We start from the raw sequence: 14,523 nt of genomic DNA on the forward strand, positions 1-14,523 counted from the left end.
CCATGCCCAACCCGGCCCAATCCGAGTCCCCCTCTATCCGCGACGAAAGCTATGCCCGAAAGGCCCGCATCCTGCTGGATCTCTTTGGCCCCTCCGGGGTGGAGCGGTTGCGCAAGGCTGGTCTGGCGACAGAGGTGGACGGGCTGGGAACGCAGGCAAACGCCAGAGGAGAGGCCGATCGCCTCGCGTTGCTGGAGCGGTTTCGCAAACAGGGTCTGTTCGAGGAAGACCCGTCCCGGAAAGTGACGCCGCCGCCGAGCCCCACCATGCGAATGCCCCCCCTGACTGCACGCATTGCCGATCATCTGGATGAGGCGGCGCTGGAAAAAGAGCATCCGGCGGTCATTGCCATGGTGCTTCGGAATCAACCCAGGGGCCTTCAGTTGCAGGCGCTGCACGCCTTGCCGGGGCCGGTTGCGCGCGCGACAATCCGCTATCTGCGTGGCTGACCTGGCTGCCGTTATCTGACAACCAGTTCCGCATGCAGCGCCCCGGCGGCGTTGATCGCGTTCAGGATGTCGATCATGTCGCCCGGAGAAACCCCAAGCGCGTTCAGACCGGCGATGACTTCCGACAGGGAGGCACCGCCAGAAACCTCTGCCAGACCGGTGCCCGGCTCTTCCTCGATATCGGCCTGGGTGCGGAGCACGACGACGGTTTCCCCCTCTGCAAAGGGGTTCGGTTGCACGGCAATCGGCGTCTCCTGAATGCGCAGGGTCAGGTTGCCCTGCGCCACGGCGACATGAGAGATACGCACATCTTCCCCCATCACGATGGTGCCCGAGCGTTGATCGACAACCACACGGGCGCGGCTTTCGGGCTCTACCAGCAGGTTCTCGATGCGGAACATGGCATGGGCGGCGGATGGTTCGCGCGTGGCCGCAAGATCCAGCGCGACGGTGCCGGAATCGAGCATGACGGCGACAGGCCGCCCATAGGCCGTGTTGATCACACCTTCGATCCGGGCGGCAGTGGTGAAATCGGGGGACCGCAGGGCCAGGCGGATCGTCTCGAGGCTCGACAGTTCGAAATCCACCTCGCGTTCGATCCGCGCGCCGGAGGGGACGGTGCCAGCGGTCGGCACGCCCTCTGTCACGCTGGCGGCATCGCCTTCCGCGACCGCACCGCCCGCGATGACGGTGCCTTGTGCGACAGCGTAGATTTCGCCGTCGGCTGCGGTCAGGGGGGTCATCACCAGCGTGCCGCCCATGAGACTATCGGCGTCCCCGATGGCCGAAACATTGATGTCGATCTGCGACCCGGCCCGCGAAAACGGGGGAAGCGTGGCCGTGACGATCACCGCCGCCACGTTCTGGGGTCGGAACTGCTCGCCCGAGATATTGACGCCAAGCCGTTCGAGGATGTTTGTCATGATCTCTTCGGTGAAGGGGGAATTACGGATGCCGTCGCCAGTGCCGTTCAGCCCCACGACCAGCCCGTAGCCGATCAGATCGTTGCCGCGCACCCCATCGAATTCCACCAGATCCTTGATGCGGATCGGGGTGGCCTGGGCCACTAGCGGCGCGAAGAGCAGGATGAGCGAAAACAGGAAGCGGATCATCTGAGGTACTCCGTCAGGTTGAGGCGGGACAGGCGTGTGGTCAGCAGGTAGAGCGCTTCGAGCCGGGTCTCCGCCTCCTGCAATTCAGTGGCGGTGGTGTAGGGATCGGCGCCGGTCAGGCGGCTGCGTTCCAGTTCCAGCAACCCGCGAGTGGTGTCACCCCGCAATTGGGCGGCCTCGATTTGGCCCTCAACATGGCCCACGCGGGCGCGAAGGTCGGTCACCCCGTCATTGCCAGACGCCATGTCGAGCGCGGCGCGTTCCAGAAGCTGGCGCCTTTCATCATCGCTGAAACTACCTGTTTCATTGGACACCAGAGTGGCCAGCGCCATCCCCATCAGCCCGCGCCGAACACCGGGATCGAGTGCGGAAATCGGGTTCTGGATCGTCTCGCCTTCAGCCACGGTGAAGCCCGGCGCGGGATCGGGGCTGCCCTGATAGGCCAGTGTTTCGAACCCGCCGCCCGGATCCATGAACCAGCTGTTCAGCGTCGTGATCAGGTCCGCCGCATCCGTGGCACCGGTGGCCAGAGGTTCCAGCGCGGTCAGCAGGTCCTCCACCGGGATCAGCGCATCCTCATCGGTATTGGCGCCGGAGAACAGCGCCCGGCCCGCGACGGTCTGGTTGAGCGAGCCGACCATGGCGCTCAGCCGGTCGGGGGCGCTGGCGGCCATCAGCATCATCTGTTGCAGGGTATCGGTGCCGGTGGCCGACAACAGCGCCGGGGCCAGGTCTGACAGGTTGCCCTGCAAAGCCTCCAATGCCGATTGCACGGCGGAGGTCATCAATGCGGCCTCGGCCGCGGCATTGCTGTAGGCGGCAACCATGCGCAGCCCCCGTTCTATCCCCGAAAGCGCAGAAAAGTCCCCGCCGAGTGCCCTGCCCGTATCGGCGTGCTGCCCACTGGCCAGTTCCTGCGTCAGCCGCGAAAGGTCGGTCTTGACCTGATGGTGATGGTGACGAAGGTGAAAACTGCGGGCCATGTCGCCCGTGGAGATGATGCTCATCGCTACAGCCCCAGCAATCGGTCAAGCATGTCGTCGAGGGTCGAGATCACCCGCGCATTGGCGGCATAGGCATTCTCGATTTCCAGAAGGCGTTGCATCTGCCGGTCAGTATCGACCCCGCGCGACAGTTCGGCCTCGCGCAGCGCGGTGAACTTGCCCGAGGTTTCGGCGGCGCGGGCTTCGGCAAACTGCCGGTCCATGGAGGTGAGCGACAGGACGTCCGAGGCAAGCTCGGCCATGCTGCGACTGGTGGCGGAGAAGGCCGCGGAGGCGGTCGGGCGTTCGATCTGCAGCGCATCGAGCATGCCTTGCAGCAGCGTGGGATCGCCGGGGGCGCCTTCGCTCGTCGCGCCAACCCCGTCGCGCAGCCGCCAGAGCGCACCGCCCCGGTCGGGATCGACAGCGGCGTTTACCATGATGCGCGCAGCGAGACCGTTTTCATAGGTCGCAGAGGCCAGCAGGCCATCGTCGCTGAACAGACCCGGGTCCGTTGCGGCGCGGGTCGGGTCAAGGCCGGGGTCATCCAGCCGCGCGGTCAGGTCGAGCGCCAGCCCATCGAGCTGTGCCTGGGCCTGCGGTGCAATATCGTCCCGGACGGCAAACAGAGCCGCCAACCGCCCGCCGGACAAGGACGCATAGCTGCCCGAGGTGCTGATCGGACGGCCATTCACGGTAAGGCCCGACAGGTCGTTGTTCTGCAGGGACATCAGCGGCGCAATGGCCGGCGTGGCGGAAAAGCCGAATTCCGCCGGGCGGCCGTCCACCAATGACAAACCGTCGATGGTGTAGAGGCTGACCATCCCGGCGTCGTTGCGGACCTCGCGGATGGGAACCAGATCGGCGATGCCGTCGATAAGCACCTGTTGCCGGTCGATCAGGCCGAGCGCGTTCTCTCCCCGGCTGATGGATGTTCGAATGGTGCCATTCAGGTCGTGGATCGCGGCGAGCGTTCGATTGAGATGGGTGATCTCCGTGGCGATCTGGGCATCGGCCTGCTGGCGGATATCCTGGAGACCGTCCGAGATGCCGTTCAGTGTGCCCGCCAGTTGCTGCGCCGCGTTCAGGACGGACTCCAACCGCGCTTGGCTATCTGGGCGGCTGGCGGCGGAAACTAGGCTGGTCTCGAACGTATCGAGCCGGGCGGGCAGGCTGGCATCGCTGTCGGGCGTGCCGATAAGCGTTTCGATTCGCAGCAAGAAGCTGGCGCGGGTCTCGGCGTCGCCTTGCGCGGCCCCGGCGGAACGACGCTCGCCAAGAATGACCGGATCCGAACTGCGGGTGACGCCCAAAACCTGCACCCCGCGCCCCGCACCATGGGCGATGGACGAGAGGGTCAGGCTGCGCTCGCCGAACCCTTCTGTCCGGGCATTGGCGATGTTGTCCGACACCACCGACGCGGCCCGGCTGGACGCGGTCAGCCCGGTCAGGGCCGCAGAGAGGGCGCTGGAAATGGTCATGACCTGGCCTCAGCGCCCGGATCAGCGCTTGATATTGGTGGTTTCCTGCAACATCTCGTCCACCGTCTGAATGACCTTGGCGTTGGAGGAGTAGGCGCGCTGCGTCTGGATCAGCTGAGTCAGCTCACCCGCGACATCGGTTGTGGATTCCTCGCGAGAGAAGCCCACGATGTCGCCGGTCGGCCCGTCGCCCGCATCCCAAAGGAAGAACGATCCGCTGTCGGGCGAGATCTGATAGGCCTGGTTCGACAGGGCGATCAGCCCGTTGGGATTGGGCACGTCAATCAGCGGCACCTGATAGATCACGCGCGTGAATCCGCTGTCATAGATCGCGTGGACCATGCCTTCGCCATCGACCTCCACCGACGACAGGTTGCCGACCGGAGAGCCGTCCTTGACGACGGGGGCGTTCGAGAAACTGTCGGACAGCTGCGTGAAACCGCCGGGTTCGCCGATGATGCCGATATTGAGCTCCATCGGGCCGCCATTCACATTGACCTCGATCGTGCCATCGGTGCCGTTATAGGCGCCGCCGGTGACTGCGGTGACGGACAGCAGGTTGCCGCCGCTGCCACGCGCATCGTCGAAGGTCAGGGTATATTCCCCGATCACGGCCCCGCCAGAAGCGGAATCGCGGATCTCCATGGTCCATTCATTCGACGATCCGGTGGCGGGTACGGTCGGGGTGAAATTGATCTCCAGCACCTCGGACGTGCCGAGATTGTCGAAATACTCGGTCGACATGGTGACGGTGTCACCCGATGCGCCCGCCTCGGTCGCGGTGGCGGGCAGGTTCAGCGTCAGCTCCATCTGGGTGGTGGGATCGCCCGCGAACTGGTTGGTATGGACGCGCACCGGTTCCAGCCCGTCCGTTGTGTCGCGCGGGAAGGTGGGGATGGTGCCATCGCCATCGGCGGGCCAGCCAAGCAGAACCAGCCCGGTTTCCGTGCGTAGCACGCCATCGGCATCGGGCCGGAAGGACCCGGTGGTAGCCAGCATCACAGGTTGATTGCCCGACTGGGATTCCAGGGAAGCGGCCGTGGTGACCGGCAGCATGCCGCGCCCGCCAATAGCCAGATCGGTGGGGTTGTCGGTGGTGATCAGCGTGCCGCGCTGTTCGATCATGCGCCCGGTGATGACCCGGACGCCGCCGGCGGAATAGCTGCCATGGCCCTGAGAGATCACCATCGACTGGAAGTTGGTCACGGCGCGCTTGTAGCCATATGTGCCCGAATTCGCGATATTGTCGGAAATCGTGGCGAGGCGGCTGGCGTTCACGTTGAGCCCGGCAACCCCGGAATTGAGCGAGGAGGAAATCGTCATTGGAATGCGCCTTTCTGCTGCATCTCGTCCTTTGGGCCAGACAAGCACGGGCGGATTTAACAGGGGCCTAACAGATAAAAATCGAACTGTTTTCCCTCAGGGCAGGCTGCGCAGGAGGGTTATTTCGACCCGGTCATTGCGTATTGCCATGCTGTCGGCGACCGCCGGGCTTCGGTCTGCGTGCCCGGTGATGCGCTGGAACCTTTCCGCATTCAGCCCGACGCGTTGCAGCGCGGTGCGAAGCGCCTGAGCCTGCGCGGTGGACCGGTCCCAGGTTGTGTCCTCCGCCACCACGATCGGGTCGGACCGGACATGCGCCGCGACCGCGACGCCATTGGTGACGGTTCCGAAAAGCTCTGCCATCACGGCCAGCAGGTCTTCCAGCCATGGCTCGGGCGTGATGCCATCCGAGCCAAAGAGCGGTGTACCGGGGCGGGCAAAGATCTCAACCACCAGCCCCTGATCGGTCAGGCGGGTCTGGACATGATCGAGCGTCTCATCCGACACCCGCGCATCGCCGCCGCCATCCATCAGCGAATCCTCGATATCCTCCATCAACGCCTGTTCCAGTTCCTCGGCGCTGTGGTCTGTCCCTTCCATTCCCATGGCCTGCCGCCCCTCGGTCGGGCGGCGGTCAGAGGCCCCGGTGCCGTTCTGGGCGACGACGGTCTCGGAAAACGGGCTGTCGCCGCCGAAAGACCCGTCGCCCCCGCCCGAGATTCGGGCAATGGGTACCGTAGGGCTGAAATAGTCGGCGATCCCCTTGCGTTGTTGTTCCGTCGTGGCGTTCAGCAGCCACATCAGCATAAAGAACGCCATCATCGCAGTAACGAAATCCGCATAGGCCACCTTCCACGCACCACCATGGTGGCCATCGCCGCCGCTGACCTTTTTCTTCTTGATGATGATCGGGCGCAATTCGTTCTGCGCGGCCATGGCATGCCTCACCCAACGGGACTGTCAGCGGGCAGCCTAGCGGCGGGCGGTGAAGGAAGGCTTAATGCGGGCTCTGACTGGCTTCGTTGATCAGCCAATCGCAGGTTTTCCCCGCTTCGGGAGACAGGGCCGCACCGCTTCTCGTCAGCAGGTGAAAGGCCCGGCTCGGACGCAGCATCTGCGCGAAAGGCTGGACAAGCGCGCCGCTTTCGATCTCGGACGCGACAAGGGGAAAGACGCCAAGCGCCACACCCAGGCCGTCCTTGACCGCCTGTAGCACAACGTTGGAGTCGGTGATGACGGTTTCCTCGGCGAAGCCCGGATCAGGCAAGTCGGCCAATGCCAGCCATGCTGACCATTCCGATCGGTCCTGCTGATGAATGATCGGAAAGCGGGCAAGGTCGGCGGGGGTCGTCAACCCGCCCATCTGCTCGATCAGGGCGGGGCTGACCACCGGGCTGTAGCTGATCTCCATCAGCTTACGCGCATCCAGTCCCGACCAGTTCCCGATTCCCCAATCCACGGCAATCTGCGTTACCATCGCGGCCTCGTTGGTGATCCGGGGACTGTGGTGCAGCACAAGTTCGATATCGGGGTGCTGCTGGCGGAACCGCCCAAGCCGGGGAATCAGCCAGCGGGACCCGAAGATCGGTCCGACCGCAAGGGTGACGGTCTTGCGCGGTGTGCTGATATGGGATTCGGCCTCGGCCCGGATGTCATCGAAGGCGCGGCTGACCACGCGGGCCAGTGACCGGCCCGCATCGGTCAGCACCACGGCGCGGGTCTTGCGAACGAACAGCTGACAGCCCCAGTCCTGTTCCAATTGGCGGATCTGGTTGCTGATGGTGGTGGGGCTGACACAAAGCTCGGCCGCGGCATCCTTGAAGCTGAGCAGCCGTGCCGCGGCCTCGAAGCTGCGCAAGGCGGTCAGGGGCAGGCGCCTGTTGGGAAGTTTCATGACGCGATCCGCAGGGGGGCTATGGATGAGGTTTTCTTTATGCATAGAGCCTGCAATAGTCGCTTGTCCAACTGTTCCGGTTTGGAAACTATCCGGAAGACAGCAGGACAGGAGTGACCGCCGGAATGGCACAGACGGGAACACGACGCAGAGGGCGGCGGCGAGGTGGCAGCGGTGACGCGGATGACGCAATCAAACCCGCACCCCGCAACAGGCTGTCCGGGGGACGGCTGGACCCGCTGGACGCGGACGCCATCGCGCGGATCGACGCGGCCGCACGCGCCATCCTGTCCGAGGTCGGCATGGCGGAGCCGCCGCAAGCCGTGGTGGATCTGGTCACCGCCGCCGGGGGCAGCCTGACCGGGGAAGGCCGGCTGATCTTCCCGCGTGACCTGCAAGACCGGGCACTGGCAGGCATTGGTCGGGACGTCACGCTATGCGGCCGGGCAGCGGGGCTGGATATGCAGCTGACCGGTCAGCAGGTGCATGTGGGCACCGGCGGGGCATCGCCGCAGATGGTGGATATCGACAGCGGCATCTACAGACCGTCGACTTTGGCCGACCTCTACGATGCCGCACGCGTAGTGGATGTGCTGGATAACATCCACTTTTTCGCCCGCCCGGTCGTGGCGCGTGACATGGATGACGACCTGTCGCTTGACGTCAACACTGCCTACGCGGCCTTGGCGGGTACGGCGAAACACGTCGTCGTCAGCGCGTCCAGCGCTGAAGCGGTGCGGGCAATCGCCGAGATGTGCTTTGCCATTTCGGGCAGCGCCGAGGCGTTTCGGGACCGGCCCTTTCTGTCGCTGACGATCAACCACGTCGTGCCGCCGCTGCGCTTCTCGGAAGAGGCCTGCGAGGTAATGATCCTGGCTGCCCGGCTTGGCATTCCCATGCAGTGCAACACCTTCGGTCAGCTTGGGGCCTCCAGCCCTGTGACAATCGCCGGATGTGTAGCGCAGACCATTGCCGAAACGCTGGCGGGGGTGATCGTTGCATGGCTGGCCAACCCGCAGGCGCGGATCATCTTTGGTCCGCGTCCCATGGTGACCGACCTTCGTACCGGCGGCATGGCGGGCGGCTGTGGCGAACAGGCTTTGCTGACGTCCGCCGCCGTGCGCATGGCGCGGCACTACGGCCTGCCGAATTCCACCATCGCGGGCGCGACGGACAGCAAACTGCCGGACGCGCAGGCGGGGTTCGAGAAATCGCTCAGCGTGTCCATGGCGGCACAGACGGGCTCCAACATGATCACCCAGGCCTGCGGGGCATTGGCCGGGCTGATGGCCTGTTCGCTTGAGGCCTATATCATCGACAACGATATGCTCGGGGTGATCCTGCGGTCGCTGGCCCCGATCGAAATGGACGAAAGCGCGCTGTCCGTGACTGCGATTGCAGAGGTGGCGCATGGCGAGGGCCATTTCCTTGGCCGCCCCGAAACCTACCAGCGGATGCAGAGCGATTTCCTTTATCCCGACGTATCCGACCGGCGCAGCCCGGATGACTGGGCCGCCGCCGGATCGCCCGATATTCGCGGCACCGCCAATGCCCGTGCGCGCGAGATCCTCGCATCGCATTTTCCCTGCCATATCCCGGCCGAGATCGACGAGGCGCTGCGCGCACGCTTCGATATCCGCCTGCCGCAAACCAGAATGAGGCCCGCATGAAGATCGCCGTTTTCGGAGTTGGGGCCATGGGCTCTGTCTATGCCGGTCTGCTGGCCGATGCCGGTCACGAGGTTTGGGCGGTGGATCCGTGGCAGGCGCATCTCGACGCCATCGCCACGACCGGACTGCGGGTCGAAGGGGCCAGCGGCGACCGGCTGGTCAAGACAATCCGCACCGCCGCTGATCCAGCTGATCTTCCGATGGTCGATCTGGTGATCATCGCCACCAAGGCCTCTGCCGTCGGGGAAGCGGCGCGGGCGCTGACCGGGTGCGTGGGGCCGGAAACGCTGATCCTGACCATCCAGAACGGGCTTGGCGCGGGCGAGCGGATCGGCCAGTACATGAACACCGCCAACGTGATCCTTGGCGTGGCGGATGGGTTCGGGGCCTCGATGAAAGGTCCGGGCCACGCGCATCACAATGCGATGAAGCTGATCCGCATCGGCGAAATGGGCGGCGGCATGACCGAGCGGCTGGAACGGCTGGCAGAGGTCTGGCAGGGGGCCGGGTTCAACGTGAAGGCCTTTGCCGACATCAATCAGCTGATCTGGGAAAAATTCCTGTGCAATGTCACCCTGTCCGCCCCCTGCACCGTGATCGGCTGTACCGTGGGTGAGGTGATGGACAACCCTGAGGCGCGGGCCATGGCTCTCAATTGCATGCGCGAGGCCTATGCTATCGGTCTGCACAAGGGCATCGCCTTCTCCTTCGATGACCCGGAGGCCTATGTCACCGCCTTCGCCGCGCAGATGCCCCATGCGCGGCCTTCAATGCTGCTCGACCATATGGCTGGCCGCCCGTCAGAGATCGACGCGATCAACGGGATGGTGCCGGTTCTGGGCGCCGAGATCGGCCTGCCCACACCCTATAACCAGACGCTCAGCACCATCGTGCGCGCCCGCGAAACGGCATTCGGAAAGGACAAGGCATGAAACTGGCACGCTGGCAGCAGCATGGGGTTGAGGCCTATGGCCTGATCGATGGGAACAATGCGCACCCGGTCAGCGACGGGTTTCGCATGCGGTTTCCCGATCTGAACGATGTCTTGGCCGCTGCGGCCCTCTCGGACCTTCGCGCCGATGCACTGGCCCAACCGCCGGTTCCGGTGGCGGGCATCACCTGGCGATTGCCGATCCACCCCGCGGCGCGGGTGATCTGCGTGGGTATCAACTACCCGAAGCGCTACCCGCTGGATCAAAGCGTGACCCGTCCAGAAAACATCATCCTCTTCGCCAAGCTGGATGGCACGCTCGTCCCTCATGACACGCCGCTGGAAATCCCGGTCGGAGAGGCCGCCGAGAGCTTTGACTATGAAGGCGAGATCGGTGTCGTCATTGGCCGGGCCGCGCGCCATATCAGCCCCGATCAGGCCCATGCCCATATCGCCGGGTTTACCGTGGTCAATGACGGGTCCGTGCGCGAATGGCAGAAGCATTCGGTGCATGCGGGCAAGAATTTCGCCGCCTCGGGTGGCTGCGGGCCATGGATCACCACCGCCGATGAAATCGACGTGCCCGAGGCGCTGAAGCTGACCACGCGGCTGAACGGCCAGATCGTGCAGCATGCAAGCGCCAGCGAGATGTTCTTCTCGATCCCGCAGGTGATCTCCTACATCTCGCAGATGATCCCGTTGCATCCCGGCGACCTGATCGCCATGGGCTCGCCCGATGGCACCGGAGGCAGTCGCAGCCCGCAACGCTTCCTCAAGCAAGGTGACGTGCTGGAAATCGACGTGCCCGGTGTGGGTGTCCTGTGCAACCGGGTTGGCACGGTTTGAGCGGGCTTAACCCTCGGCCTGTTCGCAGAACGCCGCGTATTCCTCTGACAGGGCCGCCAGTTCCGCCCTGATCCGGCTGCGTTGCGCGGTCAGTTCGATGGCCCTGCGAGAGTTGCCCCTGAGCAGCACGCGCGCCCGTGTCTCGGCCCAGATCGCGGCAGCATTGTCGAGAAAGGTCAGGGTTGGCCGCCCCGTGGCCGGGGCCAGCAGAATTATCACGCCCCCACAGATCCAGCCGGTCGCTGCATCCCCGTAGGCCGCAGCGACAAGGCCTATGGCCAGTGCCGTGACCAGCCAGAAGAATGGAAACACGAAGAACCCCGCAAAAATCGACCATGTGGATCGCTTGTCCAGGTCCTTGCGGCGGCTCAGCATGCGCAGCACGAAGAAGGGCAGCAGGTTCAGCGCCAGGCCAAGCAGGGCAATGGGGGCCAGCAGGACGGTCTTCAGCGCGGTCCGCTTTCTGCCAGTGTCAAAGGCCCCACCGGCTGCAACCCCATGCGCGATCTGATCGTCGCGCAGGCCGGAACTGCGCAGGGCGCGGTCATATTCCGCGATCTGTTGGCGCAGCGCAGCCGTTCGGCTTGGCTGGGTTTGCTGAACCCAGAGGTATCCGTCATGGATGCCGCGCCGGATCTCGGCGATGCTGTACAGCCCGGTTCCGGTCAGGTCCGGGTCCGCATTGCCGATCATCTCGGCCGCCCGCGCAACAAGCCGCGCCTCTTCCCAGCTTTCGTGTCCGGGTGTCATGGCGTCCAGACGATCATGGAGACGACCGGTCAGGGCCTTCACCGCTGCGGCCTGCCCTGTCCGGCTTTCCGAACCGAAGGCCTCGACATCTTCGCAGGCCAGATCGACAGGGTCGCCGATTTCCAGCAAGGCCCGCGATCGGACCCGGTATTTAGCCTCGAATGTCAGGCAGACAGGCACAATCGCCAACCGGGTCGGGCCATGGCGGGCTTCGGTCTCCAGCGCGATGCGGGCCGCCCCGGATTTGAGCGGCAGCACGCGCGGGTTGTTGTGGCTGATCCCTTCGGGAAAGATCGCCAGAACGCCACCGGCTTCAAGCAACTGACACGCGCTGCTGAAACTGTCAGCAAGCTTGCCCCGATCGGCTCGGCCATCCTGACGGCGGTAAAGCGGTACCACCCCTGCGGCATTCAGAAGCGGGCGGAGCGGGCGGTAGTCCCAGACGGTACTGGCCCCGAGAAACCGGGGCATGCGTGGCAGAAATGAGGTGATGACAGCGCCATCCACAAGGCTGTTGGAATGGTTCGCCAGAACGATCACCGGCCGATCCATCGGGAAGCGCTCGATCCCGACGACCTCGATACGGCGATAGAAAGCATCCAGGGTCAATCGCCCGAGCCATCGCAAAAAGCGGTCGGTCAGCGGGCGTGGGCGGTCCCCGCCAGGTCGGGGTTCGGTGGTCATTTCGGTATTCTTGGCTCAAAGTCGCGCGGAATGTCAGGCCGCAGGTCGCTAGTATCGGTGGTTGAAAATGGGTTTTCGAAAAGCAGCGTATCCTGTCTTGCGCCGGTTGCAAGGGGAAGGCCGCCCGCCGGGCCTGAAACGGGCCGCGTTGCCGGTATCGGGCCCGCGGCAACGGTTTCAAAGCCGGGGTCCGTATGCCGGTGAAGCTCGGGATACATCTGACGTATTTTCAGGACGTGCGCTTTTCCACTGTCCGCGATATGACCACGAAACAGTTCCAAACCATCTGCCCACAGGACCCGTGCCCATGCCCTTCACGCTTGCCACCTGGAACATCAACTCTGTCCGGCTGCGCGCCGATCTGGTGGCCAAGCTGCTGCGCGAGGAAGGGCCGGACATCCTCTGTCTGCAGGAATGCAAGAGCCCGGTCGACAAGATCCCGGTCGAGATCTTCCAGAACCTCGGCTATGGCCACATGGTGGCGCGGGGGCAGAAGGGCTATAACGGCGTCGCGATCCTGTCCAAAATGCCGATGGAGGAGGCCGGAAGCCACGATTTCGCGGGGCTCGGCCATGCACGTCACATCGCGGGGCGGCTGGAAAACGGGGTGACCATCCACAATTTCTATGTGCCCGCCGGGGGCGATGTGCCTGACCGCGAGGTGAACGATAAATTCGGCCAGAAGCTGGATTACCTTGCCGATATGCGGGACTGGGGCAAGTTCGACGCGCCGGAGAAGTCCATTCTGGTGGGGGACCTGAACATCGCTCCGCGTGAAGATGATGTGTGGAGCCACAAGCAGCTTCTGAAGGTGGTCAGCCACACGCCGGTGGAGGTCGATACGCTCGGCACCGTGATGGAGGCGGGCAAATGGGTGGACGTAACCCGTGCCGATATCCCCGAAGGGCAGCTCTACAGCTGGTGGTCCTACCGCGCGCGGGACTGGGACGCAGCGGATAAAGGGCGCAGGCTGGACCATGTCTGGGCGACACCCGATATCGCGAACGCTGCGCATTCCAGCCGCATCCTGCGCGAGGCGCGGGGGTGGGAGAAACCCTCGGATCACGCGCCGGTTTTCGCGACGTTTGATTTGTGAGCGGGGAAGGCGCTTGCAAGCGCCTTTTTGAAGGGCCTTCGAAGGCCCTTGGAAGCGGTTTGCAAACCGCTTGGTTGCGCCCAGGTCAGAGCTTGGCGATCACCTCTGCCAAAGCCGCGCCGAGCATCCGATGCGCGTCGGGCTCAAAATGAATGCCGTCCTGCTTGCTGACCTCGATCACCGATCCGGCATCGAAGAAGCCCACGCCCCGCGCGGCAGCTAGGGCGCAGAAGCTGGCAGCCAGATGCGGCCCCACGGCCTCCGCCCCCCAGAACTGATCCCGGATCGGGCCGGTCTCGACCACCGGCGGCGGGCAGATCAGCAGCACCCTGAAACCGCCATGCCGGGTCTGCATCGGCTCTGACAGGGCGATATCCAGCAGCCCCGCCGCGCCGCCGGTGATCCGGTCGACCGAGGGCGCGAACCGGGTCTTGAGGTCATTCGTCCCCAGCATGATCGTCAGCACATCCACTGGCCCGTGGCTTTCCAGCGCCATGCGCAGCCCCGCCTGCCCGTTCATATGCGCGCCCATGATGGGGTCTTCCAGTCCCGTGGTGCGGCCCGGCAACCCTTCCTCGACCAGCGACCAGTCAGCGCCGAGCGCCATAGCCGCCACTGTCGGCCAGCGATCTTCCGGCCCGAAGCGCCCGTAAAGGCCGGGGGTCACGATCGGGGGTGTGCCATGGGTGTTGCTGTCACCGAAGGTCAAAAGGGTCTTGGTCATCGGACGCTCCGCATTGTCTGACTGCAACGCTATGTCCCGGCCTTGCCCCCGTCAAAGCCCATCTGACCCCCTTGGCCTTTCCGCCCGCGCGGCCCATATAGGTCGTGACAAATGTGAAGGGGGCTTAGATGCTCGAACTCGATGGACTTCAGCCCGGCCCTGCTGCCGGAGATCTGATCGTTGACGGAACCGAAGATAACTTCATGGCAGTGGTCGTCGAGGCCAGCCAGGAGGTGCCGGTTGTCGTGGATTTCTGGGCCACCTGGTGTGGACCTTGCAAAACGCTCGGCCCGCAGTTGGAGGCCGCCGTCACCGCCGCCAAGGGCAAGGTGAAGATGGTCAAGATCGACGTGGACCAGAACCAGCGGCTTGCACAGGCCCTGGCGCAGCAGGGGTTGCCGCTGCAATCCATCCCGACGGTCGTGGCCTTCTACCAGGGCCGCCCGGTCGACATGTTCCAGGGCGCGGTGCCGCAATCCGAGATCAAGGCCTTCATCGACAAGCTGACCGGTCTGGCCGGGGATGGCGGGCTTGGCGAGGCCGTCGAGGCCGCCGAGCAGATGCTGGCCGATGGCGAGGC

14 protein-coding genes are annotated in these 14,523 nt (G+C 64.6%); 6 read left to right on the forward strand and 8 right to left on the reverse strand.

All coding sequences use genetic code 11. The annotated features are described in order from the left end of the window. The first annotated feature begins 2 nt into the window (after positions 1 to 2). Positions 3 to 449 (forward strand): hypothetical protein, encoded by a 447-nt coding sequence (locus BKY26_RS06230; RefSeq protein ID WP_071689526.1) that lies wholly within the window; start codon positions 3 to 5, stop codon positions 447 to 449. Between the two features lie 11 nt (positions 450 to 460). Here the strand turns inward: BKY26_RS06230 and BKY26_RS06235 are convergent, their stop codons facing one another. The 6 genes from BKY26_RS06235 to BKY26_RS06260 form a co-directional block, all read right to left on the reverse strand. After that, positions 461 to 1,561 (reverse strand): flagellar basal body P-ring protein FlgI, encoded by a 1,101-nt coding sequence (locus BKY26_RS06235; protein ID WP_071689527.1) that lies wholly within the window; start codon positions 1,559 to 1,561, stop codon positions 461 to 463. Continuing rightward, positions 1,558 to 2,568 carry a flagellin gene (locus BKY26_RS06240; protein ID WP_071689528.1) on the reverse strand — a complete coding sequence of 337 codons (1,011 nt, stop codon included), beginning with the start codon at positions 2,566 to 2,568 and terminating at the stop codon, positions 1,558 to 1,560. Before BKY26_RS06240 ends, BKY26_RS06235 begins: the two co-directional genes overlap by 4 nt. A 2-nt stretch (positions 2,569 to 2,570) precedes the next feature. Beyond that, complete coding sequence (flgK, locus tag BKY26_RS06245) at positions 2,571 to 4,025, reverse strand: flagellar hook-associated protein FlgK (RefSeq protein WP_071689529.1); 1,455 nt, start codon at positions 4,023 to 4,025, stop codon at positions 2,571 to 2,573. A 21-nt stretch (positions 4,026 to 4,046) separates the two neighbouring features. Next, on the reverse strand, positions 4,047 to 5,348 hold the full coding sequence (locus tag BKY26_RS06250; RefSeq protein WP_071689530.1) for a flagellar hook protein FlgE: 1,302 nt from the start codon (positions 5,346 to 5,348) through the stop codon (positions 4,047 to 4,049). A gap of 96 nt (positions 5,349 to 5,444) precedes the next feature. Further along, entirely contained in the window at positions 5,445 to 6,284 is an 840-nt protein-coding gene (locus BKY26_RS06255; protein ID WP_071689531.1) for a flagellar motor protein MotB, read from the reverse strand. Between the two features lie 61 nt (positions 6,285 to 6,345). Beyond that, a complete protein-coding gene (locus BKY26_RS06260; RefSeq protein ID WP_071689532.1) occupies positions 6,346 to 7,242 on the reverse strand; it encodes a LysR substrate-binding domain-containing protein in 897 nt (298 codons plus the stop codon). 125 nt (positions 7,243 to 7,367) lie between these two features. On the opposite strand from BKY26_RS06260, the gene BKY26_RS06265 reads away from it, so the two are divergent. Genes BKY26_RS06265 through BKY26_RS06275 form a run of 3 tightly spaced genes read left to right on the forward strand, consistent with a single transcriptional unit; the run spans position 7,368 to position 10,689 of the window. Next, positions 7,368 to 8,912, forward strand: coding sequence for a trimethylamine methyltransferase family protein (locus BKY26_RS06265; RefSeq protein WP_071689533.1), 1,545 nt, complete (start codon positions 7,368 to 7,370; stop codon positions 8,910 to 8,912). After that, positions 8,909 to 9,844 carry a ketopantoate reductase family protein gene (locus BKY26_RS06270; RefSeq protein WP_071689534.1) on the forward strand — a complete coding sequence of 312 codons (936 nt, stop codon included), beginning with the start codon at positions 8,909 to 8,911 and terminating at the stop codon, positions 9,842 to 9,844. Before BKY26_RS06265 ends, BKY26_RS06270 begins: the two co-directional genes overlap by 4 nt. Beyond that, positions 9,841 to 10,689, forward strand: coding sequence for a fumarylacetoacetate hydrolase family protein (locus tag BKY26_RS06275; protein WP_071689535.1), 849 nt, complete (start codon positions 9,841 to 9,843; stop codon positions 10,687 to 10,689). The genes BKY26_RS06270 and BKY26_RS06275 overlap by 4 nt, the downstream gene beginning before the upstream one ends. A gap of 6 nt (positions 10,690 to 10,695) precedes the next feature. On the opposite strand, the gene BKY26_RS06280 is transcribed toward BKY26_RS06275, so the two are convergent. Continuing rightward, positions 10,696 to 12,048: a lysophospholipid acyltransferase family protein gene (locus tag BKY26_RS06280; RefSeq protein WP_158514307.1), complete on the reverse strand. Its 1,353-nt coding sequence runs from the start codon at positions 12,046 to 12,048 to the stop codon at positions 10,696 to 10,698. A 382-nt stretch (positions 12,049 to 12,430) separates the two neighbouring features. Between BKY26_RS06280 and BKY26_RS06285 the strand changes: the two genes are divergently transcribed. Beyond that, on the forward strand, positions 12,431 to 13,219 hold the full coding sequence (locus tag BKY26_RS06285; protein WP_071689537.1) for an exodeoxyribonuclease III: 789 nt from the start codon (positions 12,431 to 12,433) through the stop codon (positions 13,217 to 13,219). 85 nt (positions 13,220 to 13,304) lie between these two features. Here BKY26_RS06285 and BKY26_RS06290 read toward each other — a convergent pair whose 3' ends face one another. After that, complete coding sequence (locus BKY26_RS06290; RefSeq protein ID WP_071689538.1) at positions 13,305 to 13,943, reverse strand: SGNH/GDSL hydrolase family protein; 639 nt, start codon at positions 13,941 to 13,943, stop codon at positions 13,305 to 13,307. Positions 13,944 to 14,071: 128 nt separating this feature from the next. Between BKY26_RS06290 and BKY26_RS06295 the strand changes: the two genes are divergently transcribed. Then, positions 14,072 to 14,523: thioredoxin family protein (locus tag BKY26_RS06295; protein WP_131541783.1), on the forward strand; the 452-nt coding region annotated here is incomplete at its 3' end.

Source organism: Nioella sediminis (genome assembly GCF_001879695.1).
GTDB classification, from domain to species: domain Bacteria; phylum Pseudomonadota; class Alphaproteobacteria; order Rhodobacterales; family Rhodobacteraceae; genus Nioella; species Nioella sediminis.